The 14,309-nt window shown below is 65.6% G+C and carries 16 protein-coding genes; 5 read left to right on the forward strand and 11 right to left on the reverse strand.

Going from position 1 to position 14,309, the window contains the following annotated elements:
* Window positions 1-96 precede the first annotated feature (96 nt).
* From fusA to VAPA_RS25080, 8 genes are all read right to left on the reverse strand, one after another.
* On the reverse strand, window positions 97-2,196 hold the full coding sequence (gene fusA, locus VAPA_RS25045; RefSeq protein WP_021012794.1) for an elongation factor G: 2,100 nt from the start codon (window positions 2,194-2,196) through the stop codon (window positions 97-99).
* 96 nt (window positions 2,197-2,292) lie between these two features.
* Window positions 2,293-2,766 carry a 30S ribosomal protein S7 gene (gene rpsG / locus VAPA_RS25050; RefSeq protein ID WP_013543947.1) on the reverse strand — a complete coding sequence of 158 codons (474 nt, stop codon included), beginning with the start codon at window positions 2,764-2,766 and terminating at the stop codon, window positions 2,293-2,295.
* Between the two features lie 156 nt (window positions 2,767-2,922).
* A complete protein-coding gene (rpsL, locus tag VAPA_RS25055) occupies window positions 2,923-3,300 on the reverse strand; it encodes a 30S ribosomal protein S12 (protein ID WP_013543948.1) in 378 nt (125 codons plus the stop codon).
* A gap of 172 nt (window positions 3,301-3,472) precedes the next feature.
* Window positions 3,473-4,642 carry a D-alanyl-D-alanine carboxypeptidase family protein gene (locus VAPA_RS25060; protein WP_041946242.1) on the reverse strand — a complete coding sequence of 390 codons (1,170 nt, stop codon included), beginning with the start codon at window positions 4,640-4,642 and terminating at the stop codon, window positions 3,473-3,475.
* Between the two features lie 44 nt (window positions 4,643-4,686).
* Window positions 4,687-5,319 (reverse strand): alpha/beta hydrolase, encoded by a 633-nt coding sequence (locus VAPA_RS25065; RefSeq protein WP_021012796.1) that lies wholly within the window; start codon window positions 5,317-5,319, stop codon window positions 4,687-4,689.
* Window positions 5,320-5,391: 72 nt separating this feature from the next.
* Window positions 5,392-5,745: a (2Fe-2S) ferredoxin domain-containing protein gene (locus VAPA_RS25070; protein ID WP_021012797.1), complete on the reverse strand. Its 354-nt coding sequence runs from the start codon at window positions 5,743-5,745 to the stop codon at window positions 5,392-5,394.
* Window positions 5,746-5,783: 38 nt separating this feature from the next.
* The gene (locus VAPA_RS25075; RefSeq protein ID WP_021012798.1) at window positions 5,784-6,899 is read right to left on the reverse strand and encodes a VanZ family protein; all 1,116 of its coding nucleotides are present in this window, start codon (window positions 6,897-6,899) and stop codon (window positions 5,784-5,786) included.
* A gap of 14 nt (window positions 6,900-6,913) precedes the next feature.
* The gene (locus tag VAPA_RS25080) at window positions 6,914-7,342 is read right to left on the reverse strand and encodes a CopD family protein (protein WP_021012799.1); all 429 of its coding nucleotides are present in this window, start codon (window positions 7,340-7,342) and stop codon (window positions 6,914-6,916) included.
* Window positions 7,343-7,683: 341 nt separating this feature from the next.
* On the opposite strand from VAPA_RS25080, the gene hemB reads away from it, so the two are divergent.
* Together hemB and VAPA_RS25090 are read left to right on the forward strand one after the other, a co-directional pair.
* Window positions 7,684-8,694, forward strand: coding sequence for a porphobilinogen synthase (gene hemB / locus VAPA_RS25085; RefSeq protein WP_021012800.1), 1,011 nt, complete (start codon window positions 7,684-7,686; stop codon window positions 8,692-8,694).
* Between the two features lie 3 nt (window positions 8,695-8,697).
* The gene (locus VAPA_RS25090) at window positions 8,698-9,858 is read left to right on the forward strand and encodes a magnesium transporter CorA family protein (protein ID WP_021012801.1); all 1,161 of its coding nucleotides are present in this window, start codon (window positions 8,698-8,700) and stop codon (window positions 9,856-9,858) included.
* Between the two features lie 87 nt (window positions 9,859-9,945).
* On the opposite strand, the gene VAPA_RS25095 is transcribed toward VAPA_RS25090, so the two are convergent.
* A complete protein-coding gene (locus VAPA_RS25095) occupies window positions 9,946-10,314 on the reverse strand; it encodes a hypothetical protein (protein WP_021012802.1) in 369 nt (122 codons plus the stop codon).
* A 248-nt stretch (window positions 10,315-10,562) separates the two neighbouring features.
* On the opposite strand from VAPA_RS25095, the gene VAPA_RS25100 reads away from it, so the two are divergent.
* A complete protein-coding gene (locus VAPA_RS25100; protein WP_021012803.1) occupies window positions 10,563-11,471 on the forward strand; it encodes a LysR family transcriptional regulator in 909 nt (302 codons plus the stop codon).
* Window positions 11,472-11,503: 32 nt separating this feature from the next.
* On the opposite strand, the gene VAPA_RS25105 is transcribed toward VAPA_RS25100, so the two are convergent.
* Together VAPA_RS25105 and VAPA_RS25110 are read right to left on the reverse strand one after the other, a co-directional pair.
* Window positions 11,504-12,187, reverse strand: coding sequence for a dienelactone hydrolase family protein (locus VAPA_RS25105; protein WP_021012804.1), 684 nt, complete (start codon window positions 12,185-12,187; stop codon window positions 11,504-11,506).
* Window positions 12,188-12,227: 40 nt separating this feature from the next.
* Window positions 12,228-12,833 carry a 2-hydroxychromene-2-carboxylate isomerase gene (locus VAPA_RS25110; protein WP_041946613.1) on the reverse strand — a complete coding sequence of 202 codons (606 nt, stop codon included), beginning with the start codon at window positions 12,831-12,833 and terminating at the stop codon, window positions 12,228-12,230.
* 73 nt (window positions 12,834-12,906) lie between these two features.
* Here VAPA_RS25110 and VAPA_RS25115 point away from each other — a divergent pair, with 73 nt between their 5' ends.
* On the forward strand, window positions 12,907-13,653 hold the full coding sequence (locus VAPA_RS25115) for an SDR family oxidoreductase (RefSeq protein ID WP_021012806.1): 747 nt from the start codon (window positions 12,907-12,909) through the stop codon (window positions 13,651-13,653).
* 2 nt (window positions 13,654-13,655) lie between these two features.
* Window positions 13,656-14,309, forward strand: a complete 654-nt coding sequence (locus tag VAPA_RS25120) for a MarC family protein (RefSeq protein WP_015867683.1) — start codon at window positions 13,656-13,658, stop codon at window positions 14,307-14,309.

The raw sequence follows: 14,309 nt of genomic DNA on the forward strand, positions 1-14,309 counted from the left end.
GCACCCGATTGCTGGTTCGCCTCGCACGGGAACGCGGCGGCACCGGATCGCAGACAACGAGGGCCACGCACTGCGGGGCCCTGCATTCTTGAAAACTTACTTAGCGCGAGCAGCCACGATGGCTTCGGCAACGTTACGGGGGGCTTCGGCGTAGTGCTTGAACTCCATCGTGTACGTGGCGCGGCCTTGCGACATCGAACGCAGCGTGGTCGAGTAGCCGAACATTTCCGACAGCGGCACTTCAGCCTTGATGGACTTGCCGCCACCGATCATGTCGTCCATGCCCTGCACCATGCCGCGGCGTGACGAGAGGTCGCCCATCACGTTGCCGGCGTAGTCTTCGGGGGTTTCGACTTCCACGGCCATCATCGGCTCGAGGATCACGGGGTTGGCCTTGCGGGCGCCTTCCTTGAAACCGAAGATCGCGGCCATCTTGAACGCCATTTCGTTCGAGTCCACGTCGTGGTACGAGCCGAAGTGCAGCGTGACCTTGACGTCGACGACGGGGTAGCCCGCCAGCACGCCCTGCGTCAGCGCTTCCACAACGCCCTTTTCCACCGCGGGGATGTATTCGCGAGGAACCACGCCGCCCTTGATGGCGTCGACGAACTCGAAGCCCTTGCCGGCTTCCTGCGGCTCGAGCTTGAGCACGACGTGGCCGTACTGGCCCTTGCCGCCCGACTGGCGAACGAACTTGCCTTCGGCTTCTTCGACGGTCTTGCGGATCGTTTCGCGGTAAGCCACCTGCGGCTTGCCCACGTTGGCTTCCACGCCGAACTCGCGCTTCATGCGGTCCACGATGATTTCGAGGTGCAGCTCGCCCATGCCGGCGATGATGGTCTGGCCCGATTCCTCGTCGGTCTTGACGCGGAACGACGGGTCTTCCTGAGCGAGGCGCTGCAGGGCGATGCCCATCTTTTCCTGGTCGGCCTTGGTCTTGGGCTCGACGGCCTGCGAGATCACCGATTCCGGGAACACCATGCGCTCGAGCGTCACGATGGCCGCGGGGTCGCACAGGGTTTCGCCCGTGGTGACTTCCTTCAGGCCCACGCAGGCGGCGATGTCGCCGGCGCGGATTTCGTTGACTTCTTCGCGGTTGTTCGCGTGCATCTGCACGATACGGCCGATGCGCTCCTTCTTGCCGCGCACCGGGTTGTAAACGCTGTCGCCCTTGGTCAGCACGCCCGAGTAGACGCGCACGAAGGTCAGCTGGCCCACGAACGGGTCGGTCATCAGCTTGAACGCGAGCGCCGAGAACTTCTCGTTGTCGTCAGCCTTGCGGGTGACGGGCGCTTCGTCTTCGTCGAGGCCGTTGACCGGGGGAATGTCGGTCGGTGCCGGCATGTATTCGACGACGGCGTCGAGCATGGCCTGCACGCCCTTGTTCTTGAAGGCCGAGCCGCACAGCATCGGCTGGATCTCGCCGGCGATGGTGCGCTGGCGGATGGCCTTCTTGATTTCTTCCTCGGTCAGCTCGTTGCCTTCGAGGTACTTGTTCATCAGCTCTTCGCTCGCTTCGGCAGCGGCTTCGACGAGCTTTTCGCGGTATTCGTTGCAGACGTCGGTCAGGTTCGCGGGGATTTCACCGTAGGTGAAGGTCACGCCCTTGTCCTCGTCCCAGATGATCGCCTTCATCTTCACGAGGTCGACGATGCCCTGGAAGTGCTCTTCGGCACCGATCGGGATCTGGATCACGACAGGGTTGGCCTTCAGGCGGTCCACCATCATCTGGCGCACGCGCAGGAAGTCGGCGCCGGTGCGGTCCATCTTGTTGACGAACGCAAGGCGCGGAACCTTGTACTTGTTGGCCTGGCGCCAGACGGTTTCCGACTGGGGCTGCACGCCGCCGACCGCGTCGTACACCATGACGGCGCCGTCCAGCACGCGCATCGAGCGCTCGACTTCAATCGTGAAGTCCACGTGGCCGGGGGTGTCGATGATGTTGATGCGGTGTTCGTCGAACTTGCCGGCCATGCCCTTCCAGAAGCAGGTGGTGGCAGCCGAGGTGATCGTGATGCCACGCTCCTGCTCCTGCTCCATCCAGTCCATCGTGGCGGCGCCATCGTGCACTTCACCGATCTTGTGGTTCACACCGGTGTAGAACAGGATGCGCTCGGTCGTCGTGGTCTTGCCGGCGTCGATGTGCGCGGAGATGCCGATGTTGCGGTAGCGCTCGATGGGGGTCTTGCGGGACATGATTTACTTTCGGGTTAAATGCGTTGAGCGCTGGGCCTTGAGCACGGGCGACGTCGCCCGACACTCAACACCCAACGCCCAAGCGAAGTTTGATTCTTAGAAGCGGAAGTGGCTGAATGCCCGGTTGGCTTCTGCCATGCGGTGCACTTCGTCGCGCTTCTTCATGGCACCGCCACGGCCTTCCGTGGCTTCCATCAGTTCGTTGGCCAGACGCAGGGCCATCGACTTCTCGCCGCGCTTGCGAGCGGCTTCCTTGATCCAGCGCATCGAGAGCGCCAGACGGCGCACGGGACGCACTTCGACCGGCACCTGGTAGTTCGCACCACCGACGCGGCGCGACTTGACTTCGACCATCGGCTTCACGTTGTTGATGGCAACGGTGAAAGCTTCGAGCGGGTCCTTGTCAGGGTTCTTCTTTTCGATGAAGTCGAGCGCGCCATAAATGATGCGCTCGGCGATCGCCTTCTTGCCGCCTTCCATGATCACGTTCATGAACTTCGACAGCTCGACATTGCCGTACTTGGGATCCGGCAGGATTTCACGTTTGGGGACTTCGCGACGACGTGGCATTTTTCTAACCTCTTTGCTTCAGTTGGCATCGTTTCCGATACCGCGAGAGCCATTCCGGACTCTCACTTACTCGACCCGACATTGGGTCACTTCGTTCGATGTGCCCGCCAAGGCAACCGAACACCGTTTGTTTGCTTCTTACGACAAGAAGAAGGCTTAAGCCTTCTTGGGACGCTTCGCGCCGTACTTGGAGCGCGACTGCTTGCGGTCTTTCACGCCTTGCAGGTCGAGCGAACCGCGCACGATGTGGTAGCGGACACCGGGCAAGTCCTTGACACGACCGCCGCGAACCAGCACGACGCTGTGTTCCTGCAGGTTGTGGCCTTCGCCGCCGATGTAGGAGATGACTTCGAAGCCATTGGTCAGACGGACCTTGGCAACCTTACGAAGCGCCGAGTTGGGCTTCTTGGGCGTCGTGGTGTAGACGCGGGTGCAGACACCGCGGCGTTGCGGCGAGTTCTGCATGGCAGGGCTCTTCGAATTGATCTTTTCGACCGTTCGACCCTGACGCACCAGTTGATTGATGGTTGGCATGAATGAATTAGTCCCAAAACAACCCGGCCCTGGCTGTGAAGCCGCCCCTGCCTTGTCGTGACGCAAGGCAAGGAAACCGGGAATAACGAAAACGTGAAACCCTTCGGAAAATTCCGAAAAGCCCACGAGTATAGCAGTCCGCCCCGCCGTCAGCAATTGCCATGCGCGGGCATCACTTGATCCAGAGCCGCACGGCATCCCAGGCGCGGCCAAGGACGCCCGCCTGCTCGACGCCTTCCAGCGCCACCAGCGGCACGTCCGCCAGGGGCTGGTCGTCCAGGGTCACCTTGAGCGAGCCCACCGGCTGGTATTTGGTGAACGGCGCCACCAGTGGATCGGGGCGCGCCACCTGGGTCTTGATCTTGTTGGCGGTACCGGCCGGTACCGCGACCACGATGGCTTCCGGGCGGCCCAGCTTGAGCGTGTTGGCCTTGCCCTTCCAGACCGCGGGTGTGGCGGCCGGCTGGCCGGCATCGAACAGGCGCACCGCGTCGTAGGCGGTATAGCCCCAGTTCAGGAGCTTTTGCGACTCGTTCGCGCGCACGGTTTCGCCCGAGGTGCCCAGCACGATCGACAGCAGCCGGCGCCCGCCGGTCAGGTTGGGGAAGTCGCGCTTGGCGGTGGCGATCATGCAGTAGCCGGCCGCTTCGGTGTGGCCGGTCTTGAGGCCGTCGACGGTCGGGTCGCGGAACAGCAGCAGGTTGCGGTTGGTGTCGTTGGTCGACGGCGTGCCCGGGTAGCGGTATTTCTTGATCGCGTAGTACTTGGCTTCCTCCGGGAAGTCGCGCACCAGGCGCGTCGCGAGGATGCTCAGGTCGCGCGCCGTGGTGGTGTGGCCGGGCGCGGTGAGGCCTTCGGGGTTCTTGTAGGTCGTGTTCTTCATTCCCAGCGCCTTGGCCTGCGCATTCATGAGCTCGACGAAATGCTCCACGGTGCCGCCCACGCCTTCGGCCAGCGCCACGGTGGCGTCGTTGCCCGACTGCACGATGAGCCCCTTGATCAGGTCTTCGACCGGCACCTGCATCTTGGGATCGATGAACATGCGCGAGCCGGGCATCTTCCAGGCGCGCTGGCTGACCGGCATCGTCTGGGTCAGCGTGATCTTCTTGGCGCGCAGCGCGTCGAACACGATGTAGGCCGACATCAGCTTGGTGAGCGACGCCGGCTCGACCGGGCTGTCGATGTCCTTCTGCGCGAGGATCTGGTTGGCCGTGACATCGAGCAGCAGGTAGCTGCGCGCGGCAATTTCGGGCGGCGCCGGCACCTGGGCAGCGGCAATCATGCAAACCGATGCGGCGGCGCCCAGCACCAGCGCGCGAAACGCGTCAAGAAAACGATTCATGGGAGAGATGGGGAGGAGACGAAAACACAAGCCCGTGAGGCTTTTCATGCGATGCCTGCGCGAAGATGGCGGACAACCAGACTTTTGAGGAGCGGCAATTGTCCGTGAAAGAAATGGCCGCCCCCCGGAATAACCGTGACAGGGAGTGACTGCGGCCGCGCCCAGTCCATGACCGCCGCCAGCGGCACCGTGTCGTCGGCCTCGCCGTGGACCACCAGCGTGCGCTCGTGCGCCTCGGCCGGCAGCGTGGCCACGGAGAAGCGCGAAGCCGCCGTTCCAACGAGCACGAGCTGCCGCACGTCGCGGGCAGCCCAGAGCTTTTCGGCTGCGCAGCTGGCCACGAAGGCGCCGAACGAAAAGCCGGCAATGGCCAGCGGGCCCTCGGGCGCGAGCTGGGCAACGACGTTCAGCATGTCCTCGCACTCGCCGCGCCCCTCGTCGTGCACGCCTTCGCTCGCACCCACGCCGCGGAAGTTGAAGCGCACCGCGGTCCAGCCGCAGGAGACGAACGCGCGCGCCAGGGTCTGCACCACCTTGTTGTCCATGGTGCCGCCGAACAGCGGATGCGGATGGGCGATCACGGCGATGCCGCGCGCGGCATCGGACGGCTGATTGCGCTGCACCTCGATGACGCCGGCGGCGCCCTGGAGGCGGATCTTTTCGGTCTGGGAATTCATGGTGCGAGGAATGGAACTGCCCGGCCTCGAGGGCATGGGTGCACGGTACGAGCGCGGGATCTCGCCAAAAGTTCAGCGGCCGACATCGGGAGGCAGCAACAGGCGCTCGACGACCTGGCCATTCTTCAGATGCGACTCGACGATCTCGTCGATGTCGTCGGCATCGACGAAGGTGTACCAGACCGCTTCGGGATAGACCACCGCCACCGGTCCACCAGCGCAACGGTCGAGGCAGCCCGCCTTGTTGACGCGCACCTTGCCGGGGCCGGCCAGCCCCGCCTCCTTGACCTTCGCCTTGCAGCGGTCGAAACCTTCCTGGGCGTTGTGCAGGGCGCAGCAGTCTTCCCCGTTCTTGCGCTCGTTCAGGCAGAAGAAGATGTGGCGACCGTAGTAGCCGCGCGGCGCGGCGGAAGAGGAAGTGGGCATCGGGGGATTTTAGTGACGCCCGCCGCCGGCCATCACCATCAGCCTGCCGGCCGCCCCCGGCGCGACAGCGTGGCCACCACATAGGCGAGCACCGCGAACGGCCAGAGCCATCCCAGCCACTGTGCCAGGCCGTGGAAGCGAATGAAGCGCCCCTGCTCCCAGGTGGCGAGGGTCTGTGCGAAATACGCGCTCTCGGGTGCCTGGTTCAGCAGGCTCAGCTGGATCACCAGGCCCACCAGCAGCAAGGCCGCGCACAGCCGGCGCGGCGCTCCGAGCAGCAGCACACCGGCAACGAGTGCCGTTGCGATACCGACCTGCACCGGCAGGCCCAGCCAGGCCCATGCGTGCTCGGGGCCGTAGCTCAACGCCGCCGACAGCGCCGAGGCGCCGATGCCCGCCAGCAGCGTGAGCGGCAGCAGCACGGCACGCCGGGCGACCGTGCGCGTCACCATGAAAGCCAGCAGGCACGGCACCAGGGCGCCGAGCATCACGCACAGCAGCTCGACGGCGGGCACCAGCGGCTCCAGTTCGAACTGGCGCAGCGGCATCCAGTCGATGAAGGGCGTGTCGAGCAGCCACTCCGAAATCGCGACTTCGAGCCGCTCGAACACCTGGCCGAGCCCGAAGGTCACGGCGGCCGGGAACAGCAGCGCCAGGGGCCACAGCGCGAGCAGCACCAGCGCGCCGCGGGAGTCGTCGACGAACCACTGCGAACGCGTGCGGCTCCAGTGCGCGACTGCGCCGAGCCGCTCCAGCCCGGCCGCCAGCAGGGCGCCCAGCAGCGCGCCAGAGGTGTTCAGGCCCAGGTCGACATTGGAAGGAATGCGCGCGGGGAGATAGCTCTGCAGCGTTTCCATCGCGAATGCCACGGCTGCGCCGGCCACCGTTGCGCGCAGCACCGCACGCCAGACGCTCGCGTCGTGCCTTGTTCGCAGCGCCGCCAGCGCACACAGGAAGCCGAACGGCACGTAGCCGCCCACGTTGACCGCGAAATCGAAGCCCGTCCAGTACTTGGGCCACGACGCCGACAGGTAGGCCCACGGCGCAATGCCCTGGTCGCGCCAGTCGGCAAACGGGTACAGGCTGGCATAGACGATCAGCGCCGCATAGGCGAGCGCCAGGGGCAGCGCGGCGGTTTTGTGCTGCGTCTCCACCGTGGCTTTCGGGCTCAGAACGGCTTGACGACCACCAGCACCACGATGCCGAGCAGCAGCAGGACCGGCAGTTCATTGAACCAGCGATACCAGCGGTCGTTGCGCTGCGTGCCTCCGGCCACGAAACGGCGCAGCAGCGCGCCGCAGGCATGGTGATATCCGATCACTGCGAGCACCAGCGCCAGCTTGGCATGCATCCAGCCGTTGCCGGGGCCGCGCCCGATGCCATAGCCCAGCCAGAGCCAGAGGCCGAAACCCAGCGCCGGAATGGCCAGGAAGGTCGTGAAGCGCAAAAGCTTGCGCGCCATCAGAAGCAAGCGCTCGCGTTCGGCCACGGACTCGGGCGGCACCATCGCCAGGTTGACGAAGATCCGGGGGAGGTAGAACAACCCCGCGAACCAGCTTGCAATGAAGACGATGTGAAGAGATTTAACCCAGAGCATGGGGCCAGTTTAGTGGCCGGCCGCGCCATGCCGGCCGGGCTTCACCGCCATTGCGGATGCAGCGGACAAAAAAAAGCCCGACGTCTTCACGTCGGGCTGGGAAGCCCTTTTGCTGTCACACATCAAGGCACCCGCTCAGGGAGGAAAAGCGGGGAGCGGTAAACCGCCCGCTTTTGAATTTAACAAAGGCGAAACAAAGTTTCAAGCGGCCCGGGCCAGATTCTTTGACAACTCCACGCAAAAAAAGAGAACCTTCGAGCTACCCGCCTGAGCGGTTGTCGGACAACTCTTGGACCATCGCCCAGCGCACGAAGGAAGGCTTCAGGCACAATTTTCCGCCTATGACGCCATCTTCCTTTGCCATGTACCCCGCAGGCCGGCCGCGCCGCCTGCGCCGCGATAGCTTCACCCGCAACCTGGTCAGGGAGCATGCGCTGACGGCGCACGACCTCATCTACCCGGTATTCGTGCAGGAAGGCGAGAAAAAACGCGACGCCGTGCCTTCGATGCCTGGCGTGGATCGCCTGAGCCTCGACCTGCTGCTGCCGGTGGCGGAGCAGTGCGTGGAGGCCGGCATCCCGGTGATGGCGCTCTTTCCGGTGATCGATGCCAGCCTCAAGACCCCCGCGGGCGACGAGGCCTTCAATCCCGACGGGTTGATTCCCCGGGTGGTCGCCGCGCTCAAGTCGCGCTTTCCGGAACTCGGCGTGATGACCGACGTGGCGCTCGACCCCTACACCAGCCACGGGCAGGACGGCCTGCTCGACGACACGGGCTACATCCTCAACGACGCCACCGTTGAAGTGCTGGTGAAGCAGGCGCTCACACAGTCGCAAGCTGGCGTCGACATCGTGGCGCCCAGCGACATGATGGACGGCCGCATCGGCGCGATCCGCACGGCGCTGGAGGCCCGCGGCGACATCCATACCCGCATCATGGCCTACAGCGCCAAGTACGCGAGCGCCTTCTACGGCCCGTTCCGCGATGCCGTGGGCTCGGCCGCGACGCTCGGCAGGAGCAACAAGAAGGTCTACCAGATGGACCCGGGCAACAGCGACGAGGCGCTGCGCGAGGTCGGGCTCGACATTGCCGAAGGCGCCGACATGGTGATGGTCAAGCCCGGCATGCCGTACCTGGACATCGTGCGCCGCGTGAAAGACGAATTTCACGTGCCGACCTTCGCCTACCAGGTGAGCGGCGAATACGCGATGCTCAAGGCGGCCGCCCAGAACGGCTGGCTCGACCACGACGCGGTGGTGCTCGAAAGCCTGCTCGCCTTCAAGCGCGCCGGCGCCGATGGCGTGCTCACCTACTTTGCGCTCGACGCCGTGCGTTTGCTACAAAAACAATAGCGCATGCGCATCTTCGAAATCAACCGCTCGCGGGTGAGCGAGCACCCGGCGCTGGCCCCCCTCGCGCTGCCCGGGGCCTGCGCCGCGCAAGGCTATCTCTGGATTTCGCTCACGCGCGAGGAATTCCGCGCCTCGCTGCCCGAGGTCCAGCAGATCCTGCAGTCGCTCTGCCTGACACAGCTGGTCGACCTGCATGTGGCGGACCTGCTCAACGACCAGTTGCCGTCGCACTACGACTACACCTCGCAATACGACGTGCTGGTGTTCCGGCGCCTCTCGAGCGGGCCTGGCCAGGCGGCGCTGGGCAACGGCAAGGGCACCACGGGCGGCGAGCCGCCCCTTCCCGCGCCATTGCGCCGCGGCCCTCCCGTACTGCGCCGGGTCGACACCCGCCCGGTGGGTTTCGCGGTGTTCGACCGCGTGCTGCTGTCGGTGCACCCCGAGGACGGCGCGGTGCGCGACGCCTTTGCCGCCCGGCTGCTCGCCGCCGGATCGCCCGACGACCATGGCGCCCCGGCGCTCGACGTGCGCGCCACCTCGGCCCGCGTGCCGACCGGCACCGCCGACCTGATGCTGCGCGTCATCAACCAGATCGTCGACGGCTACCTGGACATGCGCCGCGAACTCACGCGCCAGCTCGATCACTGGCAGACCGAGCTGATCGATCCGCGCAGCCGCTTCACCAACTGGGGCGCACTGATGGAAGCCCGGCAGTCGCTGCACCATCTGGACGAAATCTGCGAAGACCAGCGCGCGGCCATCCAGGACTGGATCGACTCGCTGGAGACGCTGCCTCCTGCCAAGGGCGAGGCGGAGCAGCGCGAGCGGGAACTGATCATGGTGCGAAGCCGCGACGTGCTCGAGCACATCGAGCGGGTAGTGCACCACGTGCACCGGCTCGAGCAGAACGCGGAAACCGCGGTGCAGATGCATTTCAGCGTGCAAGGCCACCGCGCCAACGACATCATGCGGGTGCTCACCGTGCTGACCGCCATCTTCCTGCCGCTCAATCTCATCGCCGGCATCTTCGGCATGAACTTCGAGTTCATTCCGCTGGTGCACAAGGCGGACGGCTTCTGGATTGCCATGATGGCGATGCTGGTCATCGCGCTGCTGCTGGTGCTGGTGTTCTGGCGCAAGCGCTACCTGGCGCGCACGCGCTGAGGGCCTCGAACCCGCCCGCTCAAAGCAAAAAGGCCACGCATGCGTGGCCTTTTTGCTTGCCCACGAGGGGCAGCGGTTTCGCCGGTCTTACTTGGCGACGGCGCCCGAGCCTTGCTGGGCTTGAACGCGTGCGTCCATCGGGTGGGCCATCGTCGAGATGACCTTGCTGTTGACGCGCGAGCCGCCGGTCACGTTCTGGTCGGGAGCGTAGGCCGTACGGACGGCTTCGGCTTCGACGAGCGCACGGTCCTTCGACACGGCGACCGTTTCCGGGCCGCGCGAACCGCGGGTCACGTTCTGGTTCGGAGCCGATGCGGTGCGCACGGCTTCGGCGTTGACTTCGTCGCGGCTCTTGGTCGAGACGGCGGTGTTCACGCCTTCGTAGGTTTCAGCTTGAGCGCCGGTGGCGGCCAGCAGGGTCAGGGCAGCGGCGGCGAGGATGTGCGAGGTCTTCATTTTCAATTCCTTGTGTTCGTTGGATGGTTCGTCCACCAGGCTCGCTCGTTCGCTCACCTGTGCGGTGAGTTTCCAACTGAACGGCTTCTGTAAAACGCATGGAACAGAGACACCGTGTTTCCTCTATTGAAACAATCACACCCTCGCGGCATGCACTCGATCAAAAGCGCGTCGGCGGCTGCAAAAGGCGGTCTTCCCGGAAAATCGAGGCAGGCCGGTCATGGAACGGAAACAATGGGCGCTTTGACATGGACAGTCTCGATCTGATCAGAACCTTCCGGGAAGTGGCCTCGCATGGCAGCTTCTCGCACGCGGCCAAGAAGCTCGACATGTCGAAAGCGACGGTCAGCAAGTACGTGGCGGAACTCGAAACGCGCTTCGGCGTGCGTCTTCTCAACCGCTCCACGCGCTCCGTGAGCCTGACCGATGCCGGGCAGTTGCTGCTCGAACGCAGCACCCCGGTGCTGGAAATGGTGGAGCTCACGCAGGCCGAGCTGCAGGAGCGCGCCAGGCAGCCCGGCGGCCGGCTGCGGATTTCGGCGCCGCACGGCATGGGCAACGGCGAGTTTCCGAGCCTGCTGGCCGACTTCATGCGCTACTACCCGGAGGTGAGCATCAGCCTGCAGCTGACCAACCGCGCGGTGGACCTCGCGGAAGAAGGCATCGACGTCGACATCCGCAGCGGCCCGGTCGCGGACGCCAACCTGATCGTGCGCAAGCTGATGCTCATGGAGATGGTCGTCTGCGCCTCGCCGGTGTACTGGAAGAAGCACGGCAAGCCCGAGCATCCGCGCGAGCTCGCGGGACACGAGGCGCTCACGCATTCGCTGCTGGGCGCCCAGCCGGTCTGGCGCTTCGACGACGGCGGCGAGCCGCTGGACGTGCCGGTGAAGAGCCGCATGGACTGCACCGAGGGCGCGCCGCTGATCCGGGTCGCGATGCGCGGCTTCGGCGTGCTCTACCTGCCCTCGATCCTCGTGCAATCGCACATCGACCATGGCGAGCTGGTGCCGGTGTTGCAGGGCTATGCGCGCAAGGACATGTGGCTCTCGGCCGCCTATCTGCAGCGGCGCCACAACAGCGCCGCGCTGCGTGCGCTGCTCGACTTTCTCCAGACCCGCGTCGGCACGGGGCCGGGCTCGCAAAAGAAGAAATAGGGCAAGGCCCGGGACGCCGGGCCTTGCCGCGCTCAGCCGACGTGCCTGGCGAAGAACTCGAGCGTGCGCGCGCGTGCCAGCTTGGCGGCCTCGGCGTTGTAGGAGCCGCGCTGGTCGCAGTTGAAGCCGTGGCCCGATTCGTAGACGTGCACCTCCACCTCGGGATGTGCCTTTTTGAAGGCTTCGATGGTGCCCAGCGGGATCCAGTGGTCCTGGTTGCCGAAATGCGCGAGCACCGGCACCTTGGGCTGGCGCGCGGTTTCTTCCGGCGTGGTCATGCCGCCGCCGTAGTACGGCGCCGCGGCAGCAAGCCCCGGAACCAGGCTGGCGGCGCGCCAGACCAGCAGGCCGCCCCAGCAATAGCCCACGATGCCCACCTTGCCGGCCTTGGAGGCATAGGCAATGGCGGCCTCGATGTCCTGCAGCACGCCGGGCGCGGGCAGCGCCTCGACCGCGGTCTTCAGCGCGAAGCCGGCCTTCATGTCTTCCTCGCTGTAGCCGAGCTCGACGCCGGGCTTCACGCGATGGAAGGTCGAAGGCGACACCGCCAGGTAGCCGTCCGCCGCATAGCCGTCGGCCACCGAGCGGATGTGCGAATTGACGCCGAAGATCTCCGGCACCACGACCACCGCGCCGCGCGGCTTGCCCGCCGGCTCGGCCACGTAGGCCGGGAAGGTGAAGCCGTCCTTGGCTTTCAGATCGATGAATTGACCCATGTTGTCTTGCTCCTTGATGGCAACTGAAAAGAATGGCGGATTACGGGCGCAGCGCCCGCTCGACGAAGTCGAGCCGGTCCTGGCCCCAGAATATCTCGCCATCGATGACATAACTTGGCGCACCGAACACCTGGATGTCGATGGCCTCCTGCGTGTAAGCCTCGTAACGCTCCTGCACCGCCTGGCTCTGCGACTGCTCCGCGCGCTTGGGCGACAGCCCGCATTCGACGACCAGCGAATCGAGCACCTTCGGGTCGCCGATGTTGCGCTCCTGCACCCACACGGCCGCGAACACCGCCGCGCACATGCGCATGGCGGCCTCGGTGCCGTCGTGCATGTCGACCGCGATGATGACCCGGGCCGCGTCGTCGCTGGCCACCGGAAAGAACTTCGGCCTGGTGTTCAGCGGCAGGCCGAGGTGGCGCGAACAGCGTGCGAGGTCGACCAGCCGGTACGCCTGGCGCTGCGGCGCGCGCTTGCCCAACGGCAGCCCGCCCGACACCGGGAACACGCTGCCCAGGTCGATCGGCCGCACGCGCACCGTGGCGCCGGCGGCCGCGGCAATCGCCGCAAAGCGGGAATGCCCCAGATAGGTCCACGGGCTCTGTGGCGCAAAGTAATAGTCAATCGTCTTGCTGGTGCTCATGCGCATGCCCCCGATGATGTAATCCAAGCCGACGGTTTTAACTGACACGCAGTTTCTCTGCAGGAGGTGGGTTTTGGACCAGGTGCTCTTGATCACGGGCGGCGGCCGCGGCATCGGCGCCGCCACCGCCCTGCTGGCGGCACAGCGCGGCTACGCGGTGGCCGTCAATTACGCGAGCAACTCGCTCGCCGCCGACGAGGTGGTGCGCGCCATCCGCGCAGGCGGCGGCACCGCCATGGCCGTGCAGGCCGACGTGGGCGACGAGGCCCAGGTGCTCGCCATGTTCGAGAAGGTCGATGCGAGGCTCGGCCGCCTCACGGCGCTGGTCAACAACGCCGGGGTGGTCGACGTTCAGGCCCGCGTCGACGAAATGAGCGTGGCACGCCTGGAACGCATGTTCCGCATCAACGTGATCGGCAGTTTCATCTGCGCGCGAGAGGCGGTGCGGCGCATGAGCACCCGGCACAGTGGATCGGGCGGCGCCATCGTCAATGTTTCCAGCGCCGCCGCGCGGCTGGGCTCGCCCGGCCAGTACGTCGACTACGCAGCCAGCAAAGGCGCCATCGACACCTTCACCATCGGCCTGGCCAAGGAAGTGGCCGCCGAGGGCATCCGCGTCAACGCCGTGCGCCCGGGCCTGATCGACACCGAGATCCACGCCTCCGGCGGCATGCCCGACCGGGCCTTCGAGCTGGCGCCCACCGTGCCCATGCAGCGCACCGGCAGCGCGGAGGAAATTGCCGGCGCGATCCTGTGGCTGCTGTCCGCCGAAGCGAGCTACACCACCATGGCCCTGCTGGACGTGGCCGGAGGGAGGTAGAAATGAGCACCTCGATGGACCTGATCAAGCCGCTGGTCACGCTGGTGGCCATCGTCAACCCGCTGGCCATCGTGCCCTTCTTCATCCACTACACGCAGGGCTATTCCGATGCACAGCGCCGGCACACCGTGCGCATGTCGGCCTTCAGCGCCTTCGTGGTGATTGCGGTCAGCGCGCTGATCGGGCTGCAGCTGCTGGCGTTCTTCGGCATCTCGATTGCCAGCTTCCAGGTGGGCGGCGGCCTGCTGCTGCTCATGAGTTCGCTGTCGATGCTCAATGCGAAGCCGGCCGAGAGCAAGACCAACGTCGAGGAGTTGCGCGCCACCGAGGTCAAGGCCTCCATGGGCGCCTCCATCGCGGTGGTGCCGCTCACCATTCCGCTGCTCACCGGGCCAGCCACGATCTCCACCGTGGTGATCTATGCCGACAAGACGCAGCACCTGTGGGAGCTCGGGCTGCTGGTGGGCTACGGCGTGGTGGTGGCGCTGGCCACCGCGCTGGCGTTTTCGCTCGCGCAGCCGATCGCGCGCGTGCTCGGCAAGACCGGCATCAACATCATGACGCGGCTCATGGGCCTGATCCTCGCGGCGCTCGCGGTCGAGGTCATGGCCGACGGCCTGGGCAAGCTGTTTCCGATCCTGCAGCGCGTGGGCTGA

It is taken from the genome of Variovorax paradoxus B4 (genome assembly GCF_000463015.1).
Classification (GTDB): domain Bacteria; phylum Pseudomonadota; class Gammaproteobacteria; order Burkholderiales; family Burkholderiaceae_C; genus Variovorax; species Variovorax paradoxus_E.

What these genes read in the sequence shown, in the direction of transcription:
- fusA (WP_021012794.1), bottom strand. Translation starts at nt 2,196, where the DNA reads ATGTCCCGCAAGACCCCCATCGAGCGCTACCGCAACATCGGCATCTCC.
- rpsG (WP_013543947.1), bottom strand. Translation starts at nt 2,766, where the DNA reads ATGCCACGTCGTCGCGAAGTCCCCAAACGTGAAATCCTGCCGGATCCC.
- rpsL (WP_013543948.1), bottom strand. Translation starts at nt 3,300, where the DNA reads ATGCCAACCATCAATCAACTGGTGCGTCAGGGTCGAACGGTCGAAAAG.
- VAPA_RS25060 (WP_041946242.1), bottom strand. Translation starts at nt 4,642, where the DNA reads ATGAATCGTTTTCTTGACGCGTTTCGCGCGCTGGTGCTGGGCGCCGCC.
- VAPA_RS25065 (WP_021012796.1), bottom strand. Translation starts at nt 5,319, where the DNA reads ATGAATTCCCAGACCGAAAAGATCCGCCTCCAGGGCGCCGCCGGCGTC.
- VAPA_RS25070 (WP_021012797.1), bottom strand. Translation starts at nt 5,745, where the DNA reads ATGCCCACTTCCTCTTCCGCCGCGCCGCGCGGCTACTACGGTCGCCAC.
- VAPA_RS25080 (WP_021012799.1), bottom strand. Translation starts at nt 7,342, where the DNA reads ATGCTCTGGGTTAAATCTCTTCACATCGTCTTCATTGCAAGCTGGTTC.
- hemB (WP_021012800.1), top strand. Translation starts at nt 7,684, where the DNA reads ATGACGCCATCTTCCTTTGCCATGTACCCCGCAGGCCGGCCGCGCCGC.
- VAPA_RS25090 (WP_021012801.1), top strand. Translation starts at nt 8,698, where the DNA reads ATGCGCATCTTCGAAATCAACCGCTCGCGGGTGAGCGAGCACCCGGCG.
- VAPA_RS25095 (WP_021012802.1), bottom strand. Translation starts at nt 10,314, where the DNA reads ATGAAGACCTCGCACATCCTCGCCGCCGCTGCCCTGACCCTGCTGGCC.
- VAPA_RS25100 (WP_021012803.1), top strand. Translation starts at nt 10,563, where the DNA reads ATGGACAGTCTCGATCTGATCAGAACCTTCCGGGAAGTGGCCTCGCAT.
- VAPA_RS25105 (WP_021012804.1), bottom strand. Translation starts at nt 12,187, where the DNA reads ATGGGTCAATTCATCGATCTGAAAGCCAAGGACGGCTTCACCTTCCCG.
- VAPA_RS25110 (WP_041946613.1), bottom strand. Translation starts at nt 12,833, where the DNA reads ATGAGCACCAGCAAGACGATTGACTATTACTTTGCGCCACAGAGCCCG.
- VAPA_RS25120 (WP_015867683.1), top strand. Translation starts at nt 13,656, where the DNA reads ATGAGCACCTCGATGGACCTGATCAAGCCGCTGGTCACGCTGGTGGCC.